At 67.3% G+C, this 11,998-nt stretch carries 10 protein-coding genes and 2 pseudogenes; 4 read left to right on the plus strand and 8 right to left on the minus strand.

Annotation, left to right across the window (positions count from 1 at the left end):
* Positions 1-439: 439 nt before the first annotated feature.
* Positions 440-652, plus strand: coding sequence for a helix-turn-helix domain-containing protein (locus OHA19_RS44470; protein ID WP_331734395.1), 213 nt, complete (start codon positions 440-442; stop codon positions 650-652).
* Between the two features lie 212 nt (positions 653-864).
* Positions 865-1,509 carry an SMI1/KNR4 family protein gene (locus OHA19_RS44475; protein WP_331734397.1) on the plus strand — a complete coding sequence of 215 codons (645 nt, stop codon included), beginning with the start codon at positions 865-867 and terminating at the stop codon, positions 1,507-1,509.
* 77 nt (positions 1,510-1,586) lie between these two features.
* On the opposite strand, the gene OHA19_RS44480 is transcribed toward OHA19_RS44475, so the two are convergent.
* The 6 genes and pseudogenes from OHA19_RS44480 to OHA19_RS44505 all read right to left on the minus strand — a co-directional run.
* Positions 1,587-2,306: an IS6 family transposase gene (locus OHA19_RS44480; protein ID WP_331734774.1), complete on the minus strand. Its 720-nt coding sequence runs from the start codon at positions 2,304-2,306 to the stop codon at positions 1,587-1,589.
* A gap of 78 nt (positions 2,307-2,384) precedes the next feature.
* Positions 2,385-2,624, minus strand: a complete 240-nt coding sequence (locus OHA19_RS44485) for a hypothetical protein (protein WP_331734401.1) — start codon at positions 2,622-2,624, stop codon at positions 2,385-2,387.
* Positions 2,625-3,258: 634 nt separating this feature from the next.
* Entirely contained in the window at positions 3,259-3,798 is a 540-nt protein-coding gene (locus OHA19_RS44490) for a hypothetical protein (protein WP_331734405.1), read from the minus strand.
* Positions 3,799-4,206: 408 nt separating this feature from the next.
* Complete coding sequence (locus OHA19_RS44495) at positions 4,207-5,214, minus strand: recombinase family protein (protein WP_331734407.1); 1,008 nt, start codon at positions 5,212-5,214, stop codon at positions 4,207-4,209.
* Positions 5,215-5,344: 130 nt separating this feature from the next.
* On the minus strand, positions 5,345-5,494 hold the full coding sequence (locus OHA19_RS44500; protein ID WP_177328314.1) for a hypothetical protein: 150 nt from the start codon (positions 5,492-5,494) through the stop codon (positions 5,345-5,347).
* Positions 5,495-5,604: 110 nt separating this feature from the next.
* Positions 5,605-5,691, minus strand: a pseudogene (locus tag OHA19_RS44505) (QacE family quaternary ammonium compound efflux SMR transporter); the annotation flags it as partial.
* Between the two features lie 43 nt (positions 5,692-5,734).
* On the opposite strand from OHA19_RS44505, the gene OHA19_RS44510 reads away from it, so the two are divergent.
* Entirely contained in the window at positions 5,735-6,490 is a 756-nt protein-coding gene (locus tag OHA19_RS44510; protein ID WP_107408357.1) for an alpha/beta fold hydrolase, read from the plus strand.
* A 283-nt stretch (positions 6,491-6,773) separates the two neighbouring features.
* Here the strand turns inward: OHA19_RS44510 and OHA19_RS44515 are convergent, their stop codons facing one another.
* Positions 6,774-9,971 carry a Tn3 family transposase gene (locus tag OHA19_RS44515; protein WP_331734776.1) on the minus strand — a complete coding sequence of 1,066 codons (3,198 nt, stop codon included), beginning with the start codon at positions 9,969-9,971 and terminating at the stop codon, positions 6,774-6,776.
* A gap of 206 nt (positions 9,972-10,177) precedes the next feature.
* Positions 10,178-11,656 carry a serine/threonine-protein kinase gene (locus tag OHA19_RS44520; protein WP_331734412.1) on the minus strand — a complete coding sequence of 493 codons (1,479 nt, stop codon included), beginning with the start codon at positions 11,654-11,656 and terminating at the stop codon, positions 10,178-10,180.
* Between the two features lie 125 nt (positions 11,657-11,781).
* Between OHA19_RS44520 and OHA19_RS44525 the strand changes: the two are divergent.
* Positions 11,782-11,990, plus strand: a pseudogene (locus OHA19_RS44525) (IS5/IS1182 family transposase); the annotation flags it as partial.
* Between the last annotated feature and the right edge of the window lie 8 nt (positions 11,991-11,998).

The following is an 11,998-nucleotide window of genomic DNA, read 5'->3' on the forward strand; positions in this document are numbered from 1 at the left end:
AATTGATTCCCCCTCCTGACGGCCCGGAACGCAGCAGGGCAGGGCTGGAGGTGTCAACTGGCTCCCCCGAGCGATGCGCTGTGCTGCGGCCAGGCACACTTACGACCGACGCAACAACCTTGGCTGCTGCAACCTGAGCAAACGTATAGACAGGACCTCCACCCATCAAGCGAATTGCAAGTTTCCAGACAATAGGCTTATAGAGCCGACCGAAAGCCACCCCAGGAGCCGGGTCGCAATCGAACTCTATAAGCACTATTGCAAAGTTGCTGGCGACTCGAACGGCATCGCGGGGTAGGCGGCGAAAGCCTGCTGACGCCGGGCGCCGTGGGCTGCAGGGCGCCGTGCCCTCGGGTTGTCCTACTGACTTCGGCGTCTTGGGGTCTGGATCTGTGTCGGGACCGGTGACGCGGTCCGTCCGGGCTGGTACGCCGGAGACATGCGGTATCCGGATGGGGGCGGGCTGACCGCCGAGCAGCGCAAGCGCCGGGAAGAGGTGCGGATGCGGGCCGTTGACCTCTTCGAGGAGGACGGGGAAGTCCCGTGCATCGCACGGGAGTTACGGGTGAGTGAGAAGTCGGTCTACCAGTGGCGGCGCACCTGGAGGACGGGCGGACGCGAGGCGCTGTGCTCCATCGAGCGCGATCAGTAGCCGAAGAAGTGACGCGGCACCTTTCTGACCTGCACGTACTCCAGCCGCCACCCTTCTGGCCTGCGGGTTAGCGGTCGGCGGTTGTCGTCGCCTGTCATCGTTGAGTCCCCTCGCACGGCCCGGAGACGGCTCCAGTCGGACGTATCGGGGTCACGGCCACCGTCTGGGTGTTTCCCGGAGGTTGTCAGTACCAGGTGGCAGGATGCCGTGCTATGACCGCACCGATCAGTGAGTCCTGGACGCGAATCGAGAACTGGCTGGCCGAGCACGCCTCGGCGACCTACGCTGCGCTGGCGCCGCCCGCGGATCCGGCGGACATCGCCGCAGTCGAACGCGTCATCGGCCGGCCGCTGCTGAAGCCCTTGGTGATGTCGCTGCTGCGGCACGACGGTCTCCTCGATCAGCGGGGCTCGCTGCTGCCAGGGTTCTATAGATTGATGAGCGCACGCGAGATAGCGGCTGCGTGGCAACTTTTCACCGGATTCTATGACAAGCGCACGGCGGATGAGAAAGGAGAGGAGGCGGACTACGACTTCATGAAGATCGGGGCCAGCTTCGTCCTGTACGGACATCCGCAGTTGATCCCCATTGCGCGGAACGTCGGCGGGGGTTGCCTCGTACTGGACCATCGTCCCGAGATCGACCGGGGGCGCGTCCACGAAGCCGAGGCCGTGGAAGGCATTATGCGCGTATCACACGAGATGTGGACGTCCCTGCCGCTGCTCATGGAGGCGATCGCCACGTCTCTCGAGACCGACCAGCCCCTCAACGGCTACACGCCGGTAGTTGACGAGGAGCAGAGGCTGGACTGGAACTTCATACCGCTGCGCAGTGACCGGACCTTGCATCGGTCATGACGGCGTTGTCACGTTGTTGGGTGTGTGGGTGTCTGACTGTGCGTCGAGGTGTGGTGGGGCCGGGTGCCGGCCTGGGCTCAGGCCGCGGTAGGTCGGCCGGTGACGCCGGTGATCTGCTCCCAGGTGGTGAAGCGGATGGTCATTTCGGCTCGGTGTTCGGATGCGGTCATCAGGTGGCGTCGGGGCCGGAAGTGGGGTGAGATGCCGCTGAACGCGGACAGGAACTGCTGGGCCCCGCCCACGCTGCGGAAGCCCTTCATGGCCCGTTCGCGTTGCCTCGTCGGCTGGTGACTGTTCTCGGCCCGGTTGTTCAATCCCTTGTGGGAGCGGTGCTCCACCGAGGGCATGACCTCGCGGTGGGCGGCGCCGTAGGAACGCAGCCTGTCGGTGACGACCACTCGCGGCACCCCGCCCGTCGTCGTCATCAGCCTGCGGAAGAAGCGCCTGGCCGCGGCCGTGTCCCGCCGGTTCTGCACCAGGATGTCCAGGACATTGCCGTCCTGGTCGACAGCCCGCCACAGATACTTCTGCTCACCGTTGATCTTGATGAAGACCTCGTCCAGATGCCACTTGTCCCCCGGCCGTGGCTGTCGGCGGCGCAGCGCGTTGGCGTACGCCTGCCCGAACTTCAGACACCAGCGGCGCACGGTCTCGTGGGACACGATGACACCGCGCTCGAGCACCAGCTCCTCGACCTCACGGAAACTGAGCGGGAACCGGAAGTACAGCCACACACAGTGCGCGATGATCTCCACCGGGTACCGGTGCCCCCTGTACGACGGCGACACGCTCCCCACGGACGATCCCCCTCCACCACGATCAACCCGAGGATCCTCCCACGCCACCCGCCAACGTGACAGCGCCGTCGGGCCGGGTCATGCCGCTCGCGTACCGCGCTGCTCCTGGCGGTCGGCGAGCCGTCGCAGCTCGACCCGGGCGGCGGGTGTGCCGGGCGGGGTGGACCAGAACGGATGCCACAGCAGGTAGGCGGACAGGTCCAGGAGGCGGCGGCGCAGGGCGGTGGTGTGGCGGGGGCGGGGTTCGGCGAGCTGCCGGTAGGTGGCGAGCCGGTCGCGCTGGGCCCGGACCAGGTCGTCGGGGAAAGAGAAGGACATACCCCAATTAGAGCACTTGTTCGATTTTTTGGTGCGACTCGATCCGGGGCAGTCCGCTCGAACGGATGACGTCACTCAATCCGCGCCCACTGCACCGGCCTTGGGGCACAGCGGTACAGCCGTTAACGCTAAGCCGGTGATCATGGGCTTGGCGTCGGATAATCCCTGTCGCACCGTGCGTCAAGCCCTTGGCGGTCGCGTCCTCTGGGAAGCTGATGGGCATGGTCTACCGCTATGAGCTCCGCCGGAACCGCTGACTGTCGGCGGTCTTCTTCTCCTCCTCGCGGGGCTGGACGACTCGACCCCGATCGAGGTCGTGGTGCCCACGGGGCCGCGGCCGTGAGTTCACGAATCCCGAAATTAAAGAAAGCCGCAGGTCAGCGAACTGAAGGGCACCAGAGCGCTTCCCTGACCCGACGATCGGGCGACTGGCTCCGCAGCATCGCCGCAGGTCAAGGGTGATTACAGAGAGCTACTCGCCACCTGGCGGCAGCTATACGAGAACAGGGCCATGCCTGACGGCATCAGGTGGTCGGTGCCGTGCCTTGCAAGGCGGGGTCGCTCCTCTTCGTCATGGGCGTATCCCGGTGTGGGGTGCCTGATGACGGAGTCGCGCGGTACTCATCCGGGACGTTCATCTGTGCAGGTCAATCCAGATCTGCACTGCGGCCCGGAGCGCCTCCTGCTGCAAGGCAAGATCGGTGAGCAGGTCAACATCCGTCACCTGCTCACCGTTCAGGAAGGCGAGTTCGTAGCGAGTGCCCCCGGAGTCCCCTGGGTATTGCGGAGCCTTGTCGAGCATGACGACGACGTCCAGGGACCCGTGCGCCGAGGTGTTCCGGCGCTTGACCGCCTTGTCAATGAGGTCGAGGTGCCCGGCAGTGTCGCTGTCCTCGGCCGCCGACAGCGAGGCCGCTACCTCGTGGTGCAGCTGGCCAGCTGTCCACTTTTTCCTCTTACCCAGTGCGCCCGGCGCAATCATGTGTAGGACGTTCTGGAGCACAGCGTCGATCTCGACCGACTGGGCGGTGATCAGGCCACGCAGGTGGTTGAGGCGGGTCGAGTTACCGTGGACGGGGCTCCCGAACTCATCGCCGTATTCCTCATCCATATCGGCGAGAACCGAGTCAGCCTTGATCACTCGTTCACCGTAGCGTGGAGCCTGATTGATCATCAGGCAAGTATCCGGGACGCCTGAGCCTGGCGTCCAAGGGAATTCGGGTCACGCTGACTTGCGGAACGTCACATGAGCTCTGGTGGCTTGGGCGTACACGGCCCCTCATTACGTGCTCGGCGTCGATCCCGTCGCATGTGGTGACTCGGGCCCTGGCCTCGGTGCCAGTCCCGCTCACTCTCAGGTACACGACACCTGGCCGTAGCTATACGAGAACCGGGCCGAGTACGGAGTGCGGGATCGGTGACGAGCCGCCGCTGATCCTCACCGGCGGCTCCGGAGACTGGACTGTCGATTCGGACACGGGCCGACCTCACCTCACCCTGAACGCAGACTATCCCGCAGGGCACTACGTACGTCTGGACGACGGACGCCACGTACCCGACCTCAGCCGGTAACACGCAGGCTCTACCGCAGCTCGGCGTTCGGGTGGGGCTGGGTCTGGAGCCGTTCACGGAGGTCGATCTCCTCGGCGGTGAGCGGGTCTTCGGGCCGGCGGATGCGGACGGGCTTGGGCCGCAGCGGCAGGCCGTCGTCCACTGCGGTGACCTCCGCTTCCGCGAGCGCGCGGTACAGCGAGGCGACAGAGGGGGACTTGCCCGCGTTCTTCCCGACCTTAATGGTCAGTTTCTTTGCGATCGCGGGGACGGGGACGCCCTTGTCCTTCAGCGCGACGGCGAAGGTGAGCATGTCGTCGTCGATGACCTTCGGGCGTCCGCCGTGGTTGCCCTTGGACGCGGCGATGACCTGACCTTCGAGGGTCTTCTCCCGGATGTAGTTGCGCTCGATCTGCCCGGCGACGGCGAGCACCGCGAAGAACATCGCGCCCATGCCGTTGGGGTCGTAGATCCCGGTGAGGGGACCGGTGAGGAGTTCGAGCTGGATGCCGCCGGCCTGGAGCTCGGCGGACAGCGTCATCAGCTCGGCCGCGTTCCTGGCCAGACGCTTGAGCTCGTGCACCGTGAAGATGACCGGCGTCTCGGGCGCGGCCTCCTTGAACTGGTGGGCTAGCGCGAGCGCCTTCTCCAGCTCGGGCCGGACCTTGATGCGGGTGCTGATTTGCTCCTTGAAGACCTTGTGGCACTCCGCCCGGTGGAGGGCTTCGAGCTGGCTCGCCAGCTCCTGGCGGGCGGTCGACGTCCTCGCGTACCCGATCCGCACCGGCCGCTCGGTGCGGGGCGCGGGGACGACGGCGAGCGCCGGGCCCTGCTTCCATGCACGGCCGGGGAGCCGGTCGGCGGGGACGGGGATCTCCAGTTCCTCGCGGAGCGCGGGGACGAGGACGAAGCGCGGGGTGTGGTACTTCGCGGCGGTCTTCCCGCCCCGGGTGCGGCAGGCGCTGCCGGCGGGCGCGTCACAGTTCGGGCAGTCGTGACGTTCTACCGCCAATGCGGCCTGATCGGGCGTCAAGTCCATGACGGCAGTCTCTCAGAACTACCTCGCACAACACGCCGGTTTCGAGAGGACTTTTGCGAATGGTGACCTGCGGAAACGTGATCACCCGGGGGCTGTTCTCAGAACTCTCACAGATGGTCGTTTGTGAGAATCACTCGGCGTCTGGGTCGACGTCGCTCGGGTGGGCGCCCGTAAGTTCCCATTCCATCATCCGCATCCGTTCGACCTGTCGCCGTGCGACGGCGACCATCCCGGCGTCGAACTCGTGGTCGGGGCCGATGTCTACAGCCTTGGGGACCATCGGGGCAGCCCTTGGCGCTAACGGCTGCCCCGATGGCCCTCAAGGCCGGAGTCCGTGTGCCGGGCAGCCAGGACGATCGGCTGACCGGCACACGGAATGCGTGTCAGTCGGAACACCGGACCGAGGACGGCCGCGCCGATGGCTCCGATGCCGGCCCAGACGGCGTAGCCGACGACGTCGATCTTCTTCAGGGCGACCCGCCGATGCCGTCGCTGTCCCACGTGGGCCACAATGGATCATATGGCGATCATTCAGCTCGGTGAGGTTGCGACCTGGTACGACGAGCAGGGCGACGGTGAACCCGTCGTCCTGCTCCACGGTGGCTTCGTCGACTCGCGGATGTTCGTCCCGGCCCTGCCCGTTCTCGATGGCCTGCGCGTCATCACGGTGGACCGGCGCGGTCACGGCCACACACCCGACGTCCATGGCCCGCTGTCGTATGACGTCATGGCCGACGACATGATCGCCTTCCTGGAGAAGGCGGTCGGCGGCCCGGCGCACCTGGTCGGCCACAGCGACGGCGCGAACGTGGCGATGATCGTCGCGATGCGCCGCCCCGACCTCGTGCGGCGTCTCGTCCTGATCAGCGGCAACTTCCGACACGGCGGCCTGGTGCCCGGCGTTCTGGACGGATTCGCCGAGGCCGTGCCGTACCTGGGTGCCCGCTACGGCGAAGTGTCACCCGACGGCCAGGAACACTTCCCCGTCGTCGTGGACAAGCTGCTGCGCATGGCGCGGTCCGAGCCGAACCTGACAGAGGACGACCTCGGCCGCATCGCGAGCCGCACCCTCGTCATGTCCGGGGACGACGACGCGGTAACGCTGGAGCACACGATCGCGCTCTACCGGGCGATCCCCGAGTCCGAGCTCGCCGTCGTACCCGGCACATCCCACCTCCTGGTGATGGAGAAGCCGGAGCCGGTCTATCGGGCCATCCTGGACTTCCTCACCACCAATCCCACCCAGACCAGGCAGCCCATCCGCCGCGCCCGCTGAGCCGCTGCCCAGGCGGCGAAGTGCCGCGAGACCTCATCGCTCGCACCTTGATGCGCGTCCATCAGAGTTGCCGCAACCGCCCCGGCAGCGAGACGGCCGGGCGATCGATGACCGCTCAGCCCGGCGAGAAGGCTCGATGCGTTCCCAATCAGAGGAGGCGTTCCCGCGATCTCTCCCGACAGTCTGCTCGAGGGCCGTTCAAAGACGGGTTCTAAGGGCCATATCGTCCGGTTCGTTCATCACTCTCCTCTCAGCTTCCACCTGGAGGGCCGAAGCGTTCGCCTCACCCTGCTCCCAGCCCAGTCGTAGTACTGCGAGAAGTTGACGAGTCCTGTGCCGGGGCGGCCCACTCGTCCCCGTCTTCGTCATCGTCGAGCTCGGGAGCGTCCGGGTCGCGCAGCGGACGCAGGCCCTGGCGCGGGGTGGAGGGGGTGAAGCTGTAGCGGCCCAGGACGTTGAGGTTCTTGAACTTCAGCGGGGAGAGGCGGGCGACATCCTCATCGCTGATCTCGTGGCCCTCGGCACGCAGCTGGGCGACCGCAGCGTCGATGTACTTCGTCGTCCAGAGCACGACGGCGTTCAGCACCAGTCCCAGCGATCCGAGTTGGTCCTCCATGCCGTCTCGGTATGCCTGGTGGATGGTGCCCCGCTTGCCGTGGCAGATGTCCCGGGCGAGCGTGTGGCGGGACTCCTGGACGGACAGCTGCTTGCCCATCTGCCGTCGGTAGGTGTCATCGACCGGGTCGACGACCTGGAGCAGGTGCAGGGTCTTGGCAATGCGCCCGTACTCGGCGAACGCCTGCCCCAGCGGCGTCGGTCGTCCATGGTTGCCGAACATCCGCAGCAGGTCATAGGCCCGCACCTGGTTGGTGACCAGCGAGCCGGCCACCTTCAGCATGTCCTCCCACTGGGTGGTCACCTTCTTCAGGTTCACCTTGTTCGTGCGGGCCAGGTCCGTCAGCGGCCCGTAGCCGCCGGTCTCGATCCCGTCCATCTCCGCCCGCCAGAACCTTTGGTCGTCCAGGTCCTTGAACCGCGGGGAGAAGTTGTAGCCCAGGATCTTGAACAGGCCGAACACCATGTCCGAGTACGAGGCGTTGTCGGTGGCGACCATTTCCGGCTTCACCCCGCCGTCGAGGTTCAGCAGGGCGTCCAGGATGTGCAGGGAGTCGCGGGGCGTGCCAGGGACGACCATCTGCCCGATGCCGAAGACCTGGTCGTTGACGGCGTTCAGCCAGGTGATGCCGCGCTTGAATCCGAAGTACTTCGGGTTCGGGGCGGTGCTGATGGAGCGGACCGGGACGACGAAGCGCAGTCCGTCGACGGAGGCAAGCAGTCCGTTGCCCCAGTGCGCCACGATCGGGACCTTCGCCTGGGCGGCGATCAGGGCGGCGTTGGCCGCGGCGATGGTGTCGGCGCGAAGGTAGTACTGGTCGACGTGGACCAGCCGGGAGCGGGTCAGCGCCTCGTGGCCGGGGTTGGTCACCGGGGTCATGCCGATGTTGCACGCCTCGCTCACCAGGAGCGCGACGACCGAGGTGGTGAGGTCCTTTATGCGGGTCTTGCCGTCGCCCAGGTGCACGAAGGCGTCCAGGAACCCGGTCCAGGAGTGCACTTCGAACAACAGGTCCGGCAGGTCGATCTTCGGGAGCATCTTCTCCACCCGGCGCCGCAGCCAGGCCAGCGACTTGGGCACCCCGAGTGCCCCGAGCGCGTCCACGTTCAGCTTGGCCCGCCCGTTGGGCTGCACCTCGATGCTGACCTTCGCATCCGCGCCGGCCTCTTCGAGGCGTTCGGCCATCTGCTTCCACGCCGCGTCCAGTACCCGCACCAGCTCCGCCAGATGCTCCTCGACGGGCGCCTCCAGGCTCAGGCCCGCCAGTACGTCCTCGCGCACCGCCAGCCACGGCTTGCCGTCCAGCAGACGGGCGCGCGGGTTGGAGAAGCGGTGCGAGGGGGAAGCGAAGATGGCGCGGCTGACCAGCGCCCGGTACAGCTGCTCCAGCACGCACACCACATAGGCGTCGCGGTCCACCGCGCCCTGCGGCAGGTCCTTGTTCGCGTACACCGCCTTGCGCCAGTACGGCGGCACTACCTTGTCGTCGACCTCCCGCTTCAGCAGCGGCTTCTTCGTCACCTGGCGCCGGCTGAGCGCGGGCAGGCCCTTGACCGCGGCCAGGACCCGCTCCCCGGCCGGGGCCGCGCCGAGCATCTTGGTGTCGCCGAGCAGCGACAGGAACGGGCGCACCGTGTTGTAGCGGTTGGCCAGCGCCTCGCGGATCGCGATCTCCGCCGAGTCGTCGTCCTCCGGGACCAGGCTCGCCACCGTGGTGGCCGCGCTCCACAGCTGGGCCCTCGGCGCGATCTCCTCCAGGGCCTTCCACATCGCGGCCGCGTCCACCGCCTTGCCGCTCTCCTCGATGTGCTCCAGCTCCTCCATGAACACCTTCGACATGCGGGCGGTGATGCGGGACGCCTTCTCCAGCTGCGGCAGCGTGGAGAGGCGGTCCTTGTTCGTGAGCCGCTTCGCGGTGCTGAGCAGCTTGGTCGACATCAGCACCGTGAACAGCTCCAGCGCGTCGTCGATGGCCTTGGCCTCCATGTGCCGCATCACCGCGGTCAGCATCGCGGTGCGCTTCGGCTCGCTCGCCCGCTCCAGGCTCGTCGCCTTCGACCCCAGGCCGTAACGGGCCAGCGCGGCGAGCCGGTTCGGCGGGAGCTTGTCCAGCTTCACCCGCCCCAGCCGGTACACGGCGATCTCATCCACCCGCTCCAGCGCCCGCTTCATCGCCGTCCCCGTGGTCTTCGTCGGCGGCCGGCGGAAGGCCTCCAGGTACGAGTACCGCCTGCCCTTCGGCGTCTCCAGCAGCGCCACCAGGTCGGCGGGCAGCGACGGGTCCGCCCGCCAGGCCGCCTTGGCGACCGTGGTGTGCAGGCGCTTGTCCGCGATCGTGCGGACCTCGGAAACCTGCCGCGCCAGCACGGAAACACCGGGCAGCAGCACCCGGTTCTTCCGCAGCCAGCCCACCGCATAGTCGAACAGAGCCTTCGGCCCCTCCGAATGCGCGGTCCACGCCCGCCCGTGCAGGAACGTCCGGAACTTCCGCCCCCACTCCGGATCGTCGTACTCGTGATACTCGTACGCGTCCCGGATCTCCCACGCGTGCTCGTACGCCGTCGGCTTGCGCTCGGTGTACGCCTTGACGCACGAGACGTCCTCGATGCCGAGTTGCTCGGCGATGTGCTCGATCACCACCCACGGCACATCGAGCGGATCGTCCGGCAGACACCGGCCGATGAAGCGCACAGTGCACATCTGTAGCGCGAACCCGAGTCGGTTGTGGTCCCCGCGCCGTTTCGCGATCAGCTTGCGGTCCTCGTCGTCGAGGTAGAAGAACCGCTCCAGCTCCGGCCGGGTCGGCTCCTCGTTGAACTTCCCGTACGACGCGGCCTGATCGTCAGATAAGAACTCCACTGGCATGCGGCGGACGTAACCACCTGGTCGTGAGCGGCCGTGGATCTTCCACCGAAGACCCACGCGAAACGGATCACTTGTGCTAAGTGATCACGATGCGCCGACCATGATCAAATGCTTAGCGTTAATGGCTGTACCGATGTTCCCCAACCCCGTGCACATCGGTTAACGGCACACCCGGCCTAACGATCGGATGATCCGAACGAAACGGCTCAGGCGCCGTGGTGGTTCTGCGGCCCGGCGGAGAGCGCGACTCTGCGGGCGGCTGCGGTGAGCCAGGGCCCGATCGAGCCGTCGTTGGTGAGGTCGGCGCGGTAGGCCAGCGCCACGGTCAGGTAGCGGTGGACTCTCTGGCTGTACCGCCAGCGGTAGCTGCGGTAGACCTCGTCGGGGCAGGGGGCGAGGCCACCCCCGTCACGGGCGCTCCACATGGTGAGGCGCCAGCTCGCGCCCCCGTCGCCCAGGTACCCGTGTGCGTCCCGGGCCGTCGCCGCGTCGGGGAACGCGAAGACCTGGACGGAGACGTGGACGGGGTTCTCGGGCGTGGCGTGGGGACCGGGCTGCTCTGTGTAGACGCCAACAACCACTTCGGTACAGCCACGGCGCGTGAGTTCCCCGACCAGGTCGCTGGGGCCCGCTTCACGGGACAGGCGGGTGCCCTCGGCGATCCGCGCGAACTCGATGCTCAAGTCGTTGGTGAACCGCCGCGGCAGCAGGGCGTCCGGGGTGAACGGCGTCTCGTCGGTGGAGGCGCGGTTCCAGGAGTCGGGAGAGGGCGGCCGAGGCTCGCGCCGCGTGACGTCCATCAGGCGGGTGCGCGGGGGCGGGGGCATCGCCGTGGTGGGAGCTTCCGCTGCCGTGCACGATGCCAGGAGTGCCTGAAGTCGCTGCTGGACCTGCTGTGCCGACTGGGGGCGCCGGTCGGGATCGCGCTCCAGTAGTTCGGCGACGAGCGCGGTCACCTCCGGCGGCAGACCGGGGCAGAACGCGTCGAGGGGCGGGGCCTCCTCGTCGAGCTTGCGCCGCACGACCGCGATGCTGTTGTGCCCGGTGAAGGGCGGCCGGCCGGCGAGCATCGCGAAGAGCATCCCACCGAGTGCGTACAGGTCGGAGCGTTCGTCGCCGCGTTCCGTGAGGAACTGCTCTGGTGCGCCGAACTCCGGCGTTCCGGCCGGGGTCAGTTGGGAGGAGCGCGCCACGGTGAACGCGGCCTGGACGAACCCGGCGATCCCGAAGTCGATGACCTTCACCAGCCCGTCGCCGGTGAGGATGACGTTGTGGGGCTTGATGTCGTAGTGGATGACCTGGGCTCGGTGGGCGGCCTCCAGCGCGGTGCAGATGCCGCTGGCGATGGCCATGGCACGCGTCAGGGGGAAAGGACTCTCGGCCTGGAGACGCGCTGTGAGCGTCTGGCCGTCCACCTTCTCCATGACCAGGAACAACAAGTTGTCGTGGATGCCCCGGTCGTACAGGGCGGCGACGTTGGGGTGGACGATCTGGGCAGCGGCCACCGCCTCGCGCTCGAACCGCCGGGTCAGGTCAGACTGGGTAATCCCGTCGAGATCCAGCAGCTTGAGCGCGACCTCACGGTGGAGCACGCGATCCCGCGCGGCCCACACCTCGCCCATGCCACCCCGACCCAGACGGCCGATCAGCTCGTAACGGTCCACGATCAGCTTTCCCCGCTCCACGGGGCCAGCATACGAGACGCCTCCATACCAGCGAAGACGGCGGGTGCGGCGGCCACCACACCGTCTCTCCAGCCTCCTCGGCGCACACACGGGTTAGTCCTGGTGACGATGCCGGTGAGACCTCAGCCGACCAGGCCGCCCACCGCAGGCGGCGCGGCAGCCGGGGCGGCAGACCACCCGCCTTCGACCGCGAGGCCTACAAGCAGCGCAACACCGTCGAACGCTGCATCAACCGCCTGAGTGGCGAGGCATCGCCACCCTCTACGAGAAGACCGCGACCATCTACCTGGCCGGACTCCACATCGCGGGCATCTTCCTCTGGTCTGCGCGGTGATCCAAACG

The organism is Streptomyces sp. NBC_00012 (assembly GCF_045040875.1).
GTDB lineage: Bacteria > Actinomycetota > Actinomycetes > Streptomycetales > Streptomycetaceae > Streptomyces.